The sequence below is a fragment of the Streptomyces sp. 351MFTsu5.1 genome (assembly GCF_000383655.1).
In the GTDB taxonomy this organism is placed as follows: Bacteria; Actinomycetota; Actinomycetes; order Streptomycetales; family Streptomycetaceae; genus Streptomyces; species Streptomyces griseorubiginosus.
On the sequence record NZ_KB911787.1, the window covers coordinates 23,248 to 39,814 of the forward strand.

The following is a 16,567-nucleotide window of genomic DNA, read 5'->3' on the forward strand; positions in this document are numbered from 1 at the left end:
AGGGAGGGGCGGAGGGGACGAGATGCTGAGGACTCCGACCGGCCGGCGGCGCCTGGACATCCTGGAGTGGCTGAAGGACCCGGCCGCGCACTTCCCCCCGCAGCGGCACATCGACCCCGTCGAGGACGGCGTCTCCGCGCACGCCGTCGCGGTCAAACTCGGCGTGTCGCGTTCGGTCGCGGAGACCCATCTCGGCCTCCTCGTGAACACCGGCCTGGTGCGCACCAAGAGAATCCGGTGGCGTACCTACTACCGTCGCGACGAGATGCGCATCGCCGAGGTGGCGCGCATGTTCGAGAAGGGCTGGTAGCGACCCGCACCGGAAGGGCAGACAGCACATGGACCGTCCCACCGCACTGACCCCACGCCACTACGTCGCCCTCGGCGGCCACGGTCCCGAGGATGTCGTCGCCGACGGCCGGGGCCGGGTCCTGACCGGCGTGGCGGACGGCCGCATCCTGCGCGTCGACGGCCTGACGGAACCCGTCGCACCCCGTGTCGAGGTCCTCGCCGACACCGGTGGCAGGCCCCTTGGCCTCGAACTCCTCCCGGACGGCTCCCTGTTGGTGTGCGACGCGGAACGCGGACTCCTCGGCGTCGACCTCACCGACGGCTCGGTGCGCGTGGTCGCCGACGAGGTGGCGGGGGAGAGGCTGCGGTTCACCAGCAATGTGGTCGCGCTGTCCGACGGCAGCGTGTACTTCACCGTCTCCAGCCGCCGTTACCCCCTCGACCAGTGGATCGGCGACATCGTCGAACACACCGGGACCGGGCGGCTGCTGCGTCTGGCCCCCGGTGATGTCACCCCCGAAGTCCTCCTGGAGGGGCTCCAGTTCGCCAACGGCCTCGCGGCGAGTGCCGACGAGTCCTTCCTCGTCGTCGCCGAGACCGGCGCCCGCCGCCTCACCCGCTACTGGCTCGACGGACCTCGGGCGGGCCGCACCGAACCCCTCGCCGAGAACCTCCCCGGCATGCCCGACAACATCTGGCGCGGCGGACCCGACGGACCGATCTGGGTCTCCCTCGCCGGACCCCGGATCCCGCCGCTCGACCTGCTGCACCGCGCCGCGCCGCCGGTCCGCCGAGCCGCCGCCCGCGTCGCCGTGGGCGCCCCGTACCGGCCCACCGGCTTCGTCGGGATGCTCGCGGTCGACGACGAGGGCCGCACCGTCCACCACCTCACCCGCCGCCGCTCCCGGTTCCGCATGGTCACCAGCGTGTGCGAGGCCTCCGGCCACCTGGTCCTGGGCAGCCTGTGGGAGCGCGGTATCGCGCTGTGCGAGCCGCCCGCCGCGAAGTGACCCCGGCCGGGCCCCGGCGTTACCCTGGTCCTCGGTCGCGATCACCGTCGCGACGCGGCGGTGGGGCCCGCCGTACCCGAACCGCGGCGAAGGTGCCGCCAACGGTCCCTACTTGCGATGGAGCGCGCCCGCACGCCCGGGCACCGGCGAGTAGGAGAGACACCACGATGACAGCCCCGGAAAGCCTCCGCGCCCCCGCGCGGCCCCCACGGCAGTCCCCGTGGCAGGGCCAGGCGCCCGTGGTGGCGATGGTCGCCCTCGGCGGCGCCCTGGGCGCGACGGCCCGCTACGCCCTCGCGCTGCACTGGCCCGCGCACCCGGGCCAGTTCCCCTGGGCGACCTTCTGGACCAACGTCGTCGGCTGTGCCGTCATCGGCGTGTTCATGGTCGTCATCACCGACGTGTGGGCCGCCCACCGCCTGGTCCGCCCGTTCTTCGGCACCGGTGTCCTCGGCGGCTTCACCACCTTCTCCACCTATGCCGTCGACATCCAGAAACTCGTCGACCACGGCCGGCCCCTCACGGGCCTGGCCTACCTCGCCGCGACCCTGCTCGCGGCCCTCACGGCGGTGTGGCTGGCGTCCACGGCGGCCCGCCGCGTCCTGAAGCGGAGGCAGCCATGACGAGGCTCACCGGCAGCGCGCTGCGCCTCACCGTCCACATCGGCGAGAACGACACCTGGCACCACAAGCCCCTCTACTCCGAGATCGTGCACCGCGCGCACGCCGCCGGGCTCGCCGGAGCCAGCGTCTTCCGCGGCATCGAGGGCTTCGGCGCGTCCTCCCTGATCCACACCTCCCGGCTGCTGTCCCTCAGCGAGGACCTGCCGGTGGCCGTGGTCATCGTCGACACCGAGACGCGCGTACGGGAGTTCCTGCCGCAGCTCGACGAACTCGTCACCGAGGGACTGGTGACCCTGGACGCGTGCGAGGTCATCCGGTACGTCGGCCGCGACGACCGCCAGGAGCCGAACCGGGGCAGAACGGGCATGAAGGGTAAGAAGTCGTTGTGAACTGGCTGCTGGTCGTCGCGGGTGCCGTGGTCGGTGCCCCGCTCCGCTACCTCACCGACCGGGCCGTCCAGTCGAGGCACGACTCGGTCTTCCCCTGGGGCACCTTCGCCGTCAACGTCACGGGGTGCCTGATCCTGGGCCTGCTCACCGGCGCCGCGGCGGCGGGGGCCGCCGGGTCCCACCTCCAGCTGTTGCTGGGCACCGGGCTGTGCGGGGCGCTGACGACGTACTCGACGTTCTCGTACGAGACCCTGCGGCTGGCCGAGACCGGGGCGCGCTTCTACGCCGCCGCGAACGTGGCCGCGAGCCTCGTGGCAGGTCTGGGGGCAGCCTTCGCGGGCGTCGCGTTGGCGCAGGTGGTGTGGGCGTAGGAATTCCGTCCTCGCCCGCGTGTAGTAAGACTGAGCCCTCCGCACCTGCCTTCCCCTGAGAAGAACTGGATCCCATGAGCGTCATCAGCGTCGGTCAGGCCGTCGTCCTCGGAGCCGTCGAGGGGGTGACCGAGTTCCTGCCCGTCTCCTCGACCGGCCATCTCAAGATCGTCGAGGGGCTCATGAACATCCCCGTCGACGACGACGCCGTCGTCGGGTTCTCGGCCGTCATCCAGGTGGGCGCGATCGCCGCCGTGCTCGTCTACTTCTTCAAGGACATCGTGCGGATCGTCTCCGCGTGGGGGAGGGGGCTCGTCCACAAGGAGGAGCGCTACCACCACGACTACAAGTTCGCGTGGTGGGTGATCGCCGCGACCGTCCCGATCGTCGTCGTCGGCCTCGCCGCCAAGCCGCTCATCGAGGGGCCGCTCGCCTCCCTGTGGGTGGTCGCGGGCTCGCTGATCGTCGGCAGCGGGGTGATGTGGGCGGCGGACCAGATGGGCCGACACAAGCGGGGTGAGGACGACACCTCCTTCAAGGACGCCATGCTGGTCGGCAGCTCGCAGATCCTCGCCCTGCTGTTCCCCGGCTTCTCCCGCTCGGGCGCCACCATGTCCACGGCCCTCATTCTCGACCTGGACCGCGTCGCCGCGACCCGCCTCTCCTTCTTCCTCGGCATCCCCGCCCTCACCGGCGCCGGGATCTACGAGCTCAAGGACGCCCTGGGCACGGGCGTGGGCGCGGCACCGCTCGCCGTCGGCACGGGGGTCTCCTTCGTCGTCGCCTACGCCTCCATCGCCTGGCTGCTGAAGTTCGTGGCGAAGCACTCCTTCAACGCCTTCGTGATCTACCGCCTCGTCGTCGGCGTCCTCCTGTTCGGCCTGCTGGCCACGGGGACGCTGTCCGGCTGAACCGGGACGGGGGCGGGGGCGCTCCCGACATGGCGCCGCTGGAGCCGCGGGCCTGCGACCCCGCCCCGCGCCTGTGCTGTGCCGGCCGTGTGGCGTGGGTGAGCGTCGGTGCAGCGGAAGGTCCGCCGATGCCTGCGCCTTGTCGCCAGGAGACGGCGACCCCGTCTGCGCTGCACCGGCCTGTTCGGCGTCGCCGCCCGTCCTCTGTCCTGGGGGTGATGCGGCTTTGCCCCGCGTGCTTGCTCCCGCCGGGCAGGGCGTTCACCGGGCCGTTGCCTCGTCGGTGCAGCGGCCTTCACCTCGTCCATGCCCTGCAGGGCCACGTGATGCCTGTGACTGTGGCCCGGTCGCTGCGCTGCACCGGCCTGTTCGGCGTCGCCGCCCGTCCTCTGTCCTGGTGGTGATGCGGCTTTGCCCCGCGTCCTTGCTCCCGCCGGGCAGGGCGTTCACCGGGCCGTTGCCTCGTCGGTGCAGCCGCCTCCACCTCGTCCATGCCCTGCAGGGCCACGTGATGCCTGTGCCTGTGGCCCGGCCGCTGCGGAGCCGTCGGCCTGTGGCGGTGCCGTCTTCTGTCCACTCCGCGTAGCCCCGGCCCTGCCCCCAGACATCTCCGCCCGCGTCAGTGCACGCCGTCGCCCTGCCGCCGCGTCCCACCCGCCCCGTCGGCCACGCCGAGCACGCCCACGTCGCCCGGGGCTCGGTCCGCTCGGCCGAGGTCCTGCTCGCCCTTGGCAATGCCGCCCCCGTCGCGAGGCACCCACCACCCCGGCATCCCGGAGCGCCCCGGACTCTTGACAGCACCCTCTCGTCGCCCGGAGTATCTCTCCCGTGAACCTGTCAGACAGCCGGACAGCCAGTCAGCCTCCGCGACGCGTCAGCGCCATGGAGGCCGTCCTGGCGCACCTGCGTGGCGCCATCGAGCGCGGGGAGTACGCCATCGGCGACAAGCTCCCCTCCGAGGCGGAGCTCTGCCGGACCCTGGAGGTCAGCCGGCCAGTGCTGCGTGAGGCCCTCAGGGCCCTGCAGACCATGGGGCTGACCGTCTCCAAGACCGGCAAGGGCACCTTCGTCGTCGCCGACGCGGTGGAGGACCCCACCTTCGGCGACTACGCGGCCAGCGACCTCCTGGAGGTCCGCCGGCACGTCGAGATCCCGGTCGCCGGGTACGCGGCCAACCGCCGCACCCCGGAGAACCTCGACCACCTGGCCCACCTCCTGGACCGGATGGAACGGGAGACCGACACCACGGCATGGGTCGCGATGGACACCCTCTTCCACCTCGCCGTGGCCGAGGCCGCCCAGAACCCGGTCTTCCGCCGGGTCATCGAGGAGATCCGCGACGCACTGGCGCGCCAGTCGGCCTTCCTCAACGAACTGGGCGGCCGCCGCGAGCAGTCCAACCGCGAGCACCGCGCGATCGTCGAGGCGCTGATCGACGGTTCCGAGCACGACGCGGTCGAGGCGATGTCCCACCACCTCGACCGCGTCGAGACCACCCTCACCGACATCGTGCGTTCCCCGCGCACGGATGCGGACCCCTCCAAGGAAAGCGAAGCCCAGGCGTGAGCGAGCAGAGCCTGCACGACGATGTGCGGAAACGTTCCAGCCATGTCGACGCCGGAGACGAGGGCTACAGCAAGTCGCTGAAGTCCCGACACGTCAACATGATCGCCATCGGTGGCGCGATCGGCACCGGCCTCTTCCTCGGCGCCGGCGGCCGCCTCGCCGACGCCGGCCCCTCCCTGTTCATCGCCTACGCGGTCTGCGGTGTCTTCGCCTTCCTGGTCGTCCGCGCGCTCGGCGAACTCGTCCTCTACCGGCCCTCCTCCGGCGCCTTCGTGTCGTACGCCCGGGAGTTCCTCGGCGAGAAGGGCGCGTACGTCGCCGGCTGGATGTACTTCCTGAACTGGGCCACCACCGGCATCGCCGACATCACCGCGGTCGCCCTCTACACCCACTACTGGGGCATGTTCGCCGACATCCCGCAATGGACGCTCGCGCTCATCGCCCTCGCCGTCGTCCTCACGGTGAACCTCATCTCCGTGAAGATGTTCGGCGAGCTGGAGTTCTGGTTCGCCATCATCAAGGTGAGCGCGCTCGTGGCGTTCATGCTGATCGGCATCTTCCTGCTGGCCACCCAGCACCCCATCGACGGCCACCACCCCGGCCCGGCCCTGATCACCGACAACGGTGGCGTCTTCCCCAACGGCATGCTGCCGATGCTGCTGATCATCCAGGGCGTCGTCTTCGCCTACGCCTCCGTCGAACTCGTCGGCGTCGCCGCGGGCGAGACCGAGAACCCCGAGAAGATCATGCCCAAGGCGATCAACTCGATCATGTGGCGCGTCGGCCTCTTCTACGTCGGCTCGGTCGTCCTGCTCTCGATGCTGCTGCCCTGGAACAAGTACACGGCCGGCGAGAGCCCCTTCGTGACCGTCCTGTCCAACATCGGCATTCCGGCGGCCGGCGGCGTGATGAACCTCGTCGTCCTCACCGCGGCCATGTCCTCCCTCAACTCCGGCCTGTACTCCACCGGCCGCATCCTGCGCTCCATGGCGATGTCCGGCTCCGCCCCGAAGTTCACCGGGGTGATGAGCCGCAGCCAGGTCCCCTACGGCGGCATCCTGCTCACCAGCGGCATCTGCGTGCTCGGCGTCGGCCTCAACTACGTCGTCCCCTCCGACGCGTTCGAGATCGTGCTGAACTTCGCCGCCATCGGCATCCTCGCCACCTGGGGCATGATCATGATCTGTCACCTGCTCTTCTGGCAGAAGACCGAGAAGGGCGACCTGACCCGCCCCGGCTACCGGCTGCCGGGATCCCCCTGGACCGAACTCGTGACGCTGGCCTTCCTCGCCTCCGTCCTGGTCCTCATGTACGCCGACGGCGGCGCGGGCCGCACCACCGTGCTGTGTCTCCCGCTGATCGTCGCGGCCCTCGTCGCCGGCTGGTTCGCCGTCCGCGGCCGGGTCGCCCGGACATCCACCGCAACCGAATCCACCGGCGTCGACGGGTGAGTGAACGCGTGGACGCCGGGGCCGACCCCGCCGGCGTCCACGCGTGCATGCTCGCGCGCGACCGAGACTCCACATCCACCGGCGCCGACACGCCACCCGCGTGGCGCCTCCCGAGAAACAGGCAGTGATGTTCAGCAGTTCCGTCGCGGACGCACCCCTTGTCCGTGAGCCCCTCCACGCTCCCGTCGCCCACCTCATCCGCGGTGGCCTGGTCGAGGGCACCCACTACGGATCCGTCGTCATCCTCGGCCGGGACGGGGAGGTCCGCTTCCAGCTCGGTGACATCGAGGCCGCGTTCTACCCGCGCTCGGCGCTCAAGCCGGTCCAGGCCGTCGCCATGGTCCGGGCCGGGCTGCCCCTCGACGGCGAGCTCCTGTCGCTGACCGCCGCCAGCCACTCCGGCGAGGAACGCCACCTCGACGGGGCGCGCCGGATCCTGGACCTGGCGGGGATCACCGAGGCCGCCCTGCGCAACGTCCCGGACATGCCGTTCGGTCCGGCGGTGCGGGACGAGTGGATCCGGGACGGACGCGGGCCCTCCCGGCTCGCGCAGAACTGCTCCGGGAAGCACGCGGCGATGCTGTACACCTGCGTGCTCAACGACTGGCCCCTGGACGGGTACCTCGACCCCGCGCACCCGCTCCAGCAGGCGATCGCCGAGATCGTCGAGGACCTGACCGGGCAGCGGATCGCGCGCGTGACGGTCGACGGCTGCGGTGCGCCGCTGTTCTCCGTCTCCCTGCACGGCCTCGCGAGGGCCGCCGCCCGGATCACGTCCGCGGCTCCCGGTACGCCCGAGGCGCGGCTCGCCGACGCGATGCGTGCGCATCCGGAGATGGCGTCCGGGGCGGGGCGCGATGTGGCCGCGCTGATGCGGGCGGTGCCGGGGCTGCTGGCCAAGGACGGGTTCGAGGGCGTCGAGGTCGCGGCCCTTCCCGACGGGCGGGCCGTCGCCGTCAAGATCTCCGACGGGGCGAACCGGGCGCGGATTCCGGTGGCCGCGGCGGCGCTTGCCCGTGCGGGTGTCCCGGGGGACCTGCTCACGGAGTTCCAGGGGGAGGCGTTGCTCGGGGGCGGCGTTGAGGTCGGGTCTGTGCGGCCCGTTCGTTCGCTCGACCCCGTTTCTGTGTCTGCCTGCGCCTGAGAGCTCGGTCGTCCCTGTCGGATCGCGGGTGCGGGCCCGTCGTGGCTCGTCGCGCCCGCGCGGCGGAGCCGCATTTCCAACATAGCCCCGCGCCCCTGAAAAAAACCTACCTGAGCCTCTCTCAGAAGAAGGACCTACCCTCATGAGTGCCGTCATCAGCCGCCGTGAGCACGACCTGCTGGGTGATCGGGACGTACCCGGCGACGCCTACTGGGGTGTCCACACCCTGCGGGCCACCGAGAACTTCCCCATCACCGGCACCCCGATCTCCGCCTACCCGCACCTGATCGACGCCCTCGCCGCCGTCAAGGAGGCCGCCGCGCTTGCCAACGAGGAGCTGGGGCTGCTGGAGTCCCGCAAGGCGGCCGCGATCGTCGAGGCCTGCCGGGAGATCCGGGACGGGAAGCTGCACGACCAGTTCGTGGTGGACGTGATCCAGGGCGGCGCCGGTACCTCCACCAACATGAACGCCAACGAGGTCATCGCGAACCGGGCGCTGGAGCTGCTGGGGCACGAGAAGGGGCAGTACTCGTTCCTGCACCCCAACGAGGACGTCAACCTGGGGCAGTCGACCAATGACGTCTACCCGACCGCCGTCAAGATTGCGACGGTCTTCGCGGTGCATGGACTGCTCAAGGCGATGGCTGTACTCCAGGACTCCTTCGCCCGTAAGGCCGTCGAGTTCCGTGATGTGCTCAAGATGGGCCGTACACAGTTGCAGGACGCGGTGCCCATGACGCTCGGTCAGGAGTTCTCGGCCTATGCCGTCATGATGGACGAGGACCGCAGCCGTCTTGACGAGGCCGTCGAGTTGATCCATGAGATCAACCTGGGCGCCACGGCCATCGGGACAGGACTCAATGCTCCCGTCGGGTACGCCGAGTCGGCCCGCCGTCACCTCGCCGGGATCACCGGGCTGCCGCTGGTCACCGCGGCCAACCTGGTCGAGGCCACCCAGGACTGCGGGGCGTTCGTCCAGATGTCCGGCGTACTGAAGCGGATCGCGGTCAAGCTGAGCAAGAGCTGCAACGACCTGCGGCTGCTGTCGTCGGGTCCGCGGGCCGGTCTCGGCGAGATCAACCTGCCCCCCGTGCAGGCCGGTTCGTCGATCATGCCCGGCAAGGTCAACCCGGTGATCCCCGAGGTCGTCAACCAGGTCGCCTTCGAGGTCATCGGGAACGACGTCGCCATCACCATGGCCGCGGAGGCCGGGCAGCTCCAGCTCAACGCCTTCGAGCCGATCATCCTGCACTCCCTGTCCGAGTCGGTCACCCACCTGCGCGCCGCCTGTCTGACGCTCGCCGAGCGCTGCGTGGACGGCATCACCGCCAACACCGAGGTGCTGCGCCGGACCGTCGAGAACTCCATCGGCCTGGTCACCGCCCTCAACCCGCACATCGGCTACACGGCCGCCACCGACATCGCCAAGGAGGCCCTCGCCACGGGCCGCGGGGTGGCCGAACTCGTCCTGGAGAAGGGCCTGTTGCCCGCCGAGACCCTCGCCGACCTGCTGCGTCCGGAGATCCTCGCCGGCAGTGGCTCGCCCGCGGCCTGACGGCCCTCACCTGCCGCGATGCGCTCCACGACCGGCCCGGAGGCACAATAGTGATCATGACAACGACGTCGTCGCTCACCTTCCAGCCGGTCCTGGAGCGCATCGCCGAGGAGATCGCCCGGACCCCGGGCCGCGGCCGCGCCGCCGACTACATCCCGGCGCTCGCCGCCTGCGACCCGCGCAGCTTCGGCATGGCCGTCGCGGAGCTGGACGGCACGGTGTACGGGGTCGGCGACTGGCGCGAGCCGTTCTCCACGCAGTCCCTCACCAAGGTGTTCACCCTCGCCCTCGACCTGGCCCGCGAGGGCGACGAACTCTGGGAGCACGTGGGCCGCGAGCCCTCCGGCAACCCCTTCAACTCCCTGGTTCAGCTGGAGTACGAGAACGGCATCCCGCGCAACCCGTTCATCAACGCGGGCGCCCTGGTCGTCACCGACCGCCTGCACAGCCGTACCGCGGACGCGGCGGGCGCACTCCTGTCCTTCCTGCGCGAGGAGAGCGGCAACCCGGACCTGGACTTCGACGAGGAGGTCGCCGCGTCCGAGGCGGCGCACGGCGACCGCAACGCGGCCCTGGCCCACTTCATGGCCGCGTACGGCAACATCGACAACGACATCCCCGCCCTGCTCGACCAGTACTTCCGCCAGTGCTCGGTCCGGGCGTCCTGCGCCGACCTGGCCCTCGCCACCGGCTTCCTGGCCCGCCACGGCATCCGCGCCGACGGCACCCGCCTCCTCACCCGCAGCCAGGCCAAGCAGATCAACGCCATCATGCTGACCTGCGGCACGTACGACGCGGCGGGCGACTTCGCCTACCGGGTGGGCCTGCCCGGCAAGAGCGGCGTGGGCGGCGGCATCATCGCGGTGGTACCGGGCCGCTGCACCCTGTGCGTCTGGAGCCCGGGCCTGGACGAACGCGGCAACTCGGTGGCGGGCGTGGCGGCCCTGGACAGGTTCACGACCCTGACGGGCCTGTCGGTGTTCTGAGAGCACCACCTTCCGAGAGCGCCACCATCCGGGAGCGCCGTCTTCCGAGAGCGCCGCCGGGTGCGAGCGACCGGCCCGCACCGGTCACACTCCGGTCGCCACCCTGTCGCCTCCCCGCCACCCTCGACTGCCACGCTGCCCACGTGCTGGCCAACGTCCCCGTCGATCTCCGCCGCTGCCAGGTCCTCGGTCTGGCCGGCACCGCGTTTCTCGCCGCAGGGGGCGAGACCGCGGGTGCCCTGCCCGTGCGTGAGCTCCTCGCCCCGGCCTCGCCGCAGGCCGCGCTGGGGCTGGTGGGTGTCTACTTCGGCGTCGTGCTCCTGATAGCGGCCTGGCTGCTGCTCGGCCGTCTGGTGCGCGACCCCGCCACCCGGCCCGGCACCCGTGAGCTCATCGTCGTCCTCGCCGTCTGGTCGGCCCCGCTGCTGCTCGCCCCGCCTTTGTTCAGCAGGGACGTCTACAGCTACCTCGCCCAGGGCGCCATGGCCGACGCCCACATGGACGTCTACACCCACGGCCCGGCCCTCCTCGGCGGCCCTCTCGCCGACGAGGTCGCCCCCATGTGGCGCGACACGGCCGCCCCGTACGGGCCCGTGTTCCTCGGCCTCGCCTCCGCCCTCGCCAAGGCGTCCCGGGGCGAACTGCCCGCCGGTCTGTTCGGGATGCGGCTTGTCGCCCTGCTCGGCGTGGCCCTCATGGCGGCCGCCCTGCCCCGGCTCGCCCGGCACAGCGGCGCCGACCCGGCCGCCGCGCTCTGGCTCGGCGCCCTCAACCCGCTCGTCCTGCTCCACCTGGTCGCGGGCGCCCACAACGACGCCGTGATGCTGGGACTGCTCGGCCTCGGACTGGTCGCCGCGCTGGGGAGGTGGCCGGTCCTTGGAGCCGTCCTCGTGACACTGGCCGCGCTCGTCAAGGCGCCCGCCGTGCTCGGGCTCGCGGCGATCGTCGTCCTGCGGATCCGGGCCGGCGACCGTCCGGCGCGAGCCGTCCTCACCGCCGCCGCGTCGGCCGCCGCCACCACGGTCGCCGTGACGGCCGTGGCGGGCACCGGCTACGGCTGGATAGGCGCCCTCAACACCCCTGTGTCGTCCGGCAACTGGGCCCTGACCACCCTCCTCGGCCGCGCCACCGCGGCCCTGCTGAAGCGGCTCGGCAGCGACCTGGCCCCGCTGGCCGTCCCCGCCTGGCACGCCCTCGGCATCGTCCTCGCCGTCGCCCTCATCGCCTGGACCTGGCTGCGCCTTCGCCCACGGCCGGTCTACGCCCTCGGCCTCAGCCTCGCCACCGTCGCCGCCCTCGGCCCGGCGATCCGCCCCTGGTATGCGCTGTGGGGCCTGTTCCTGATAGCGGCCGCCGCACCCAGTGCCTCCGTACGCGACCGGGTGGCCGCCCTGACGGGGGTCCTCGCCCTCGCCACCCTGCCGAGCGGCGGCCCCGCCGACGGCGGCCAACTGGTCCTCGCCGTCTCGGGCGGAGTGCTCGCCCTGGTCGTCCTCGTCCAGGCTCACCAGACCGCGCGCGCCGCGACGGGACACGCGGCGTGAGGGCGCCGGGCACGGACCACGGCCGGCTGCTCCTGGTCCTGACCGTCGCCGCCGCCGTCACCGCGTTCACGGCGACCGTGCCGCTGCTGCGCGACTGGTTCGACCTGCGCGTCTACCACGGAGCCGTCGACACCTGGATCCACCACGGCGGACGGCTCTACGACTACCGGGTCCCGGGGACGCCGTACGGCTTCACCTACCCGCCGTTCGCGGCCGTCGTCATGGTGCCCATGGCCCTGCTCGGCCTGCGCACGGCCATCGTCGTCGGCCTGCTGCTCAACCTGGCCGCGCTGGCCCTGGTCGTGCGCCTGCTCACCGGCCGCGCCTGGCGGCGCCTCGGCTGGTACGGCTGCACTCTGGGCGCCTGCGCGCTCGCGCTGTTCGAACCGCTGCGCGACACCTTCAGCTTCGGTCAGGTGAACCTGCTGCTGCTGGCCCTCGTCCTCGTCGACGCCCGGCTGCTCGCGACCGGCCGGGGACGTCTGGCCGGCGTGGGGATCGGTCTGGCCGCCGCCGTGAAGCTCACGCCGGCTCTCTTCATCGGCCTGCTCCTGGTCACCAGGCGTTGGCGCACGGCGGCGGTCGCCACCGTGGTGGCGCTGGCGGCGACCGGATTCGCGGCCGTCGTGGCCCCGGACGCCTCCCGCTTCTACTGGACCGACGCGATGTGGGACACGACCCGGGTGGGCCGCCTGGACTACGTCTCCAACCAGTCGCTCCAGGGCATCCTGGCCCGGCTCGGCGAAACGGACCGCGCGGTGTGGGCCGTGGCCGTGCTGCTGACCCTGTGCGTGTGGGCCGTACGGGCCCGCCGGGCCGCCGCGGCACAGGACTGGACGGCCGCGTTCGCACTGACCGGGCTCACCGCCTGCCTGGTCAGCCCGATCACCTGGGTCCACCATCTGGTGTGGCTGCTGCCCTCGTTCGCCGTCCTGGTGCGCGCGGGGCACCCGCGGGTGGCGGGCGCCCTGTACGCCGTGCTGTGCACCAGCGTGGTGTGGCTGTGGTTCGACGACGCGTCCGGCGTCGACGGCTTCCTCGGCAGCAACACCTACGCGTGGATCACCCTCGGCCTGCTGCTGTGGCTGCCGGTCGGTCAGCCCCGGGCCGCCCGCCCGAACCTGGCCCTGAGCGCCAGGGCCATCGACCCCGCCCCGAGCCCGGCCGCGCCCAGGATGGCCCAGGTCTCCAGCCAGCCGGGCCCCGCGGCCGGCGGCGACACCGCCGCCGCGACCGGCACGGCCGCGGGCCCCGGCCTGGGCCGCACCCGCAGCGCGTCCAGGGAGCCCACCGGATCGACCCGCCCGGCCGCGGCGAACCCCCAGTCGAGCAGCGCGCGCGCCTCCTCGTAGACCGTGAATCCGCCACCGGACTGGGGGTTCATCACCGTCACGACGAGCGTGCGGTCGCCCCGGCGGGCGGCGGCGACGAGCGTGTTGCCCGCGTGGCTCGTGTAGCCGTTCTTGATGCCGATCAGCCCGTCGTAGCGCGCCACGCCGTTGGCGCCGGTCAGCAGCCGGTTGGTGTTCTGGATCCCGTACGACCATCCGCCCCGGCCGGGGAAACTGGCCGTGGCCGTGCCGCAGTACCGGGCGAAGTCCGCGTTGCGCAGCCCCGCCCGGCCGAAGACCGCGAGGTCGTACGCGGAGGAGACCTGGCCCGGGGTGTCGTAGCCGTCGGGGGAGCGGACGTGGGTGTCACGGGCGCCGAGCGCCCTGGCCTTGGCCTGCATCCGGGTGGCCGCCGCGCGCCAGCCGCCGCTCAGCCGGGCCAGGACGTGCACGGCGTCGTTGCCGGAGTTGAGGAAGACCCCGCGCCACAGGTCGGCGACCTGGTAGGTCTGGCCCTCGGCGACCCCGACCAGGCTGCTGCCGGGCCCGATGCCGGCCAGGTCCTCCGGCCGGACGGTGTGCCGGAGCCCGCCGGGCAGCACAGGCAGCACGGTCAGGGCGAACAGGGTCTTGAGTGTGCTGGCCGGCGGCAGCCTGCGGTGGGCGTCGTGGGCCGCGAGCACCTCCCCGCTGCGGGCGTCGGCCACCACCCACGACAGCGCGGACACGTCAGGGACGCGGGGTGCGCCGGGGTGCGGGCGGGCCTGCGTGTCGGACTGGTACAGCAGGGCGGGTGACACGGCCGGGGTGCGGGGTCTGCTGGGTGCGCCGGGTCCGGAGCCCGTGTGCGCGGCCGCCGCCGTGGCGGGGGCGAGCGCCAGCAGTCCTGTCATGCACAGAGCGCAGGCCGGGACGGCAAACCGGGAGGGAAATCCGATTGTCATACTGCAAAGCTAGGAACGGACCCGCCGTACACCGTGCTGCCCGGGCCGTGCGGCGCGCGCGAGCACCCGGACGGACGAGGGGCCGCTGGGACATGGAGGGGCGATGGCCCGTCAGTGACCGGTTCCCGTCGCTCGACGGCCCGTCGGTCACCGGTCACCTCACTCGACGGCCCGTCAGCCCGTCGGCAGCGTCGGCTGGATGCGGCGCAGGAACGTCGCGTTGTCCGGGGTCTCGCGCATCCGCTCCAGGAGCGTCTCGAGGCTGGCCTGGCCGTCGCGGGTCTGGAGCGCCCGGCGCAGACCGTGGACGGTGGTCAACTCGGCCGACGGCAGCAGGAGTTCCTCGCGGCGGGTGCCTGAGGGGTTGACGGCGACGGCCGGGAAGACCCGCCGGGAGGCGAGTTCGCGGTCCAGGCGCAGCTCCATGTTGCCGGTGCTCTTGAGCTCCTCGAAGTAGAAGTCGTCGGCGCGCGAACCGGTCTCCACCAGGGCGGTGGCGAGGATGGTCAGCGAACCGCCCTCCTCGGCGAGCCGGGCGGCACCGAAGAACTTCTTCGGCCCGATCAGCGCGGTCGCGTCGACGCCCCCGCTGAGCGTGCGGCCGTTGCCGGAGGCGGCGTTGTTGTGGGCCCGGCACAGCCGGGTCAGGGAGTCGAGCAGGATCACGACGTCCTCACCGGCCTCGACGAGCCGCTTGGCACGCTCGATCACCAGCTCGGCGAGCGCGATGTGCTGCTTGGGCGTGCGGTCGAACGTGGAGGCGTACACCTCGCCGCGCACGGAGCGCCGCATGTCGGTGACCTCCTCGGGGCGTTCGTCGAGGAGCACCACCATCAGGCGGCACTCGGGGTGGTTGCCGGCGACCGCGGCCGCGATCTGCTGGAGCAGCACGGTCTTTCCGGTCTTGGGCGGGGCCACGATCAGCCCGCGCTGCCCCTTGCCGACGGGGGCGATCAGATCGGCGACCCGTCCGGTGAGCCCGGACGCCGGGTGCTCGAGCCGGATCCGCTCGCGCGGGTGCAGCGGGGTCAGGTCGTGGAAGTGGCGACGGTTCCGGTCGGGGACGCGGCCGTCGACCCGGGCGATCTCGGTGAGGGCGCGCTGCTCGCCGCGGGTGCCCTCGACGAGATCGCCCTTGCGCAGGCCGTACCTGCGGATCAGGGCGGGGGCGACCTGGAGGTCGGAGGGTGTCGGGAGCAGACCGGCGGAGCGGAGGTGGCCCTTGCCGTTCGTGTCGATGTCGAGCACGCCGGTGACGGTCCGGACCGGGGTCTGCTGGATCGGGGGGTTTTCGAGTGTGGTGGTCATCAGGGTGGTCCTTTCGAGGACGCAGGGCATGGGACATGCGGAAGGGAGGGGAGAGCCGCGCACGACGGGAAGGCGGACATGGCGCCTTCGGGTGGCGGAAGACAGCACCTCGGGAACTACGAGGTGGTGAGGAGAAGCCGGTACAGCGACCGGCGGAGGAAGGAGAACTGGCACCGGCGCCCTGACGGGGCGTACACAAGTGCTAGCAGGACCGTACCACGACCGTTCAGCGTGTGGCGAGGAGTCCGTAGAGCAGCGGGATGCGCGGTGCGGGCAGTCGCCACCAGCCGGACGCGGTGCGGGTCATCCGCTCCCAGCGGGGCCAGGGCAGCTCGTCGCTCTCGCGGAGTCGGCGGACATGCAGTCCTGCCCCGCTCAACGCGTTCACGACCTCCCTATTCCGTGCATCCACTCGAAGCTCTCCGTGGCGCCCTCGACGGCGGGGCCGTCGGTGTAGGTGTGGGTCGCGTCCCGGCGGACGGGGCCGTCGCCGCCCAGGTCGTCGTGGCGCAGCAGCAGCTCCGGTCCTTCCCCCTCGGCGGGCTTCGGGCCGAGGGAGTTGAGCAGCGGATGGAACTCGACGAGGTACAACAGGCCCCCGGGGCGCAGGAGTTCGCTGACCACCGCGGCCCACCGCTCCAGGTCGGGCAGGTAGCAGAGCGCGCCCTTGCCGGTGTACACGGCGTCGAACCGCCGTCCCTCCAGCGCTTCGACGGCGTCGTACACATTGCCCCGCACGTAGTCGACCTCGACGCCCGCCTTCGTGGCGATGTCCCGTGCGGCCCGCACCGACGCCTCCGAGAAGTCCAGGCCCACCGCCCGGGCGCCGCGGCGGGCCAGGGCCACCGTCTCGGTGCCGAGGTGGCACTGGAGATGGAGCACGTCACGGCCGGTGAGGTCGCCGAGGTCCTCCCACTCGAAGGCGGCGAACCAGCGCTCGGGATCGAGGTCCTGGTCGAGGCCGTAGAACCGGCTGGCGAGGTGGACGGGGGTGCGGGCGTCCCAGTTGGCCTGGTTGACCCGCATCAGCCGCGCGTGCTCGTCGGAGGTCATGGCCCCATCCAACCGCGAACCGGGCGGCGACGCGCCGACGTGCGGGAACACGTCCGGACCTCATGCGCTTCGATTTTTTCCGCGGCCGGT

Annotated in this window: 14 protein-coding genes and 2 pseudogenes; 13 read left to right on the forward strand and 3 right to left on the reverse strand. The window is 72.1% G+C overall.

What is annotated here, in order from left to right; translation table 11 throughout:
- Nucleotides 1-22 precede the first annotated feature (22 nt).
- The 13 genes from H295_RS0126875 (at nucleotide 23) to H295_RS48035 (ending at nucleotide 13,193) form a co-directional block, all read left to right on the forward strand.
- Nucleotides 23-310, forward strand: coding sequence for a helix-turn-helix domain-containing protein (locus H295_RS0126875; RefSeq protein WP_020138454.1), 288 nt, complete (start codon nucleotides 23-25; stop codon nucleotides 308-310).
- A gap of 28 nt (nucleotides 311-338) precedes the next feature.
- On the forward strand, nucleotides 339-1,301 hold the full coding sequence (locus H295_RS0126880; protein ID WP_020138455.1) for an SMP-30/gluconolactonase/LRE family protein: 963 nt from the start codon (nucleotides 339-341) through the stop codon (nucleotides 1,299-1,301).
- 167 nt (nucleotides 1,302-1,468) lie between these two features.
- A complete protein-coding gene (gene crcB, locus H295_RS0126885; RefSeq protein ID WP_028809787.1) occupies nucleotides 1,469-1,924 on the forward strand; it encodes a fluoride efflux transporter CrcB in 456 nt (151 codons plus the stop codon).
- Entirely contained in the window at nucleotides 1,921-2,313 is a 393-nt protein-coding gene (locus H295_RS0126890) for a DUF190 domain-containing protein (RefSeq protein ID WP_020138457.1), read from the forward strand. The genes crcB (H295_RS0126885) and H295_RS0126890 overlap by 4 nt, the downstream gene beginning before the upstream one ends.
- Nucleotides 2,310-2,684: a fluoride efflux transporter CrcB gene (crcB, locus tag H295_RS0126895; RefSeq protein ID WP_020138458.1), complete on the forward strand. Its 375-nt coding sequence runs from the start codon at nucleotides 2,310-2,312 to the stop codon at nucleotides 2,682-2,684. The genes H295_RS0126890 and crcB (H295_RS0126895) overlap by 4 nt, the downstream gene beginning before the upstream one ends.
- A gap of 74 nt (nucleotides 2,685-2,758) precedes the next feature.
- A complete protein-coding gene (locus tag H295_RS0126900; RefSeq protein ID WP_020138459.1) occupies nucleotides 2,759-3,595 on the forward strand; it encodes an undecaprenyl-diphosphate phosphatase in 837 nt (278 codons plus the stop codon).
- Nucleotides 3,596-4,423: 828 nt separating this feature from the next.
- Complete coding sequence (locus tag H295_RS0126910; RefSeq protein WP_078616757.1) at nucleotides 4,424-5,161, forward strand: FadR/GntR family transcriptional regulator; 738 nt, start codon at nucleotides 4,424-4,426, stop codon at nucleotides 5,159-5,161.
- Complete coding sequence (locus H295_RS0126915; RefSeq protein ID WP_020138462.1) at nucleotides 5,158-6,612, forward strand: amino acid permease; 1,455 nt, start codon at nucleotides 5,158-5,160, stop codon at nucleotides 6,610-6,612. Before H295_RS0126910 ends, H295_RS0126915 begins: the two co-directional genes overlap by 4 nt.
- Before the next feature lie 127 nt (nucleotides 6,613-6,739).
- Nucleotides 6,740-7,756 carry an asparaginase gene (locus H295_RS0126920; protein ID WP_020138463.1) on the forward strand — a complete coding sequence of 339 codons (1,017 nt, stop codon included), beginning with the start codon at nucleotides 6,740-6,742 and terminating at the stop codon, nucleotides 7,754-7,756.
- A gap of 142 nt (nucleotides 7,757-7,898) precedes the next feature.
- Nucleotides 7,899-9,311 carry an aspartate ammonia-lyase gene (gene aspA / locus H295_RS0126925; protein WP_020138464.1) on the forward strand — a complete coding sequence of 471 codons (1,413 nt, stop codon included), beginning with the start codon at nucleotides 7,899-7,901 and terminating at the stop codon, nucleotides 9,309-9,311.
- Between the two features lie 56 nt (nucleotides 9,312-9,367).
- Nucleotides 9,368-10,297 carry a glutaminase gene (locus H295_RS0126930; RefSeq protein ID WP_043218048.1) on the forward strand — a complete coding sequence of 310 codons (930 nt, stop codon included), beginning with the start codon at nucleotides 9,368-9,370 and terminating at the stop codon, nucleotides 10,295-10,297.
- A 143-nt stretch (nucleotides 10,298-10,440) separates the two neighbouring features.
- Nucleotides 10,441-11,841 carry a polyprenol phosphomannose-dependent alpha 1,6 mannosyltransferase MptB gene (mptB, locus tag H295_RS0126935; RefSeq protein WP_020138466.1) on the forward strand — a complete coding sequence of 467 codons (1,401 nt, stop codon included), beginning with the start codon at nucleotides 10,441-10,443 and terminating at the stop codon, nucleotides 11,839-11,841.
- Complete coding sequence (locus tag H295_RS48035) at nucleotides 11,838-13,193, forward strand: glycosyltransferase 87 family protein (RefSeq protein ID WP_020138467.1); 1,356 nt, start codon at nucleotides 11,838-11,840, stop codon at nucleotides 13,191-13,193. The genes mptB and H295_RS48035 overlap by 4 nt, the downstream gene beginning before the upstream one ends.
- An 83-nt stretch (nucleotides 13,194-13,276) precedes the next feature.
- Here the strand turns inward: H295_RS48035 and H295_RS45695 are convergent.
- The 3 genes and pseudogenes from H295_RS45695 to H295_RS43595 all read right to left on the reverse strand — a co-directional run.
- Nucleotides 13,277-14,116, reverse strand: a pseudogene (locus H295_RS45695) (D-alanyl-D-alanine carboxypeptidase family protein); the annotation flags it as partial.
- Between the two features lie 174 nt (nucleotides 14,117-14,290).
- Entirely contained in the window at nucleotides 14,291-15,424 is a 1,134-nt protein-coding gene (gene rho / locus H295_RS0126955) for a transcription termination factor Rho (RefSeq protein WP_020138470.1), read from the reverse strand.
- 226 nt (nucleotides 15,425-15,650) lie between these two features.
- Nucleotides 15,651-16,477 (reverse strand): annotated as a pseudogene (locus tag H295_RS43595) (class I SAM-dependent methyltransferase).
- Between the last annotated feature and the right edge of the window lie 90 nt (nucleotides 16,478-16,567).

Coding starts and splice junctions, on each gene's coding strand:
- H295_RS0126875 (WP_020138454.1), top strand. CDS start 23: ATGCTGAGGACTCCGACCGGCCGGCGGCGCCTGGACATCCTGGAGTGG.
- H295_RS0126880 (WP_020138455.1), top strand. CDS start 339: ATGGACCGTCCCACCGCACTGACCCCACGCCACTACGTCGCCCTCGGC.
- crcB (WP_028809787.1), top strand. CDS start 1,469: ATGACAGCCCCGGAAAGCCTCCGCGCCCCCGCGCGGCCCCCACGGCAG.
- H295_RS0126890 (WP_020138457.1), top strand. CDS start 1,921: ATGACGAGGCTCACCGGCAGCGCGCTGCGCCTCACCGTCCACATCGGC.
- H295_RS0126900 (WP_020138459.1), top strand. CDS start 2,759: ATGAGCGTCATCAGCGTCGGTCAGGCCGTCGTCCTCGGAGCCGTCGAG.
- H295_RS0126920 (WP_020138463.1), top strand. CDS start 6,740: ATGTTCAGCAGTTCCGTCGCGGACGCACCCCTTGTCCGTGAGCCCCTC.
- aspA (WP_020138464.1), top strand. CDS start 7,899: ATGAGTGCCGTCATCAGCCGCCGTGAGCACGACCTGCTGGGTGATCGG.
- H295_RS0126930 (WP_043218048.1), top strand. CDS start 9,368: ATGACAACGACGTCGTCGCTCACCTTCCAGCCGGTCCTGGAGCGCATC.
- rho (WP_020138470.1), bottom strand. CDS start 15,424: ATGACCACCACACTCGAAAACCCCCCGATCCAGCAGACCCCGGTCCGG.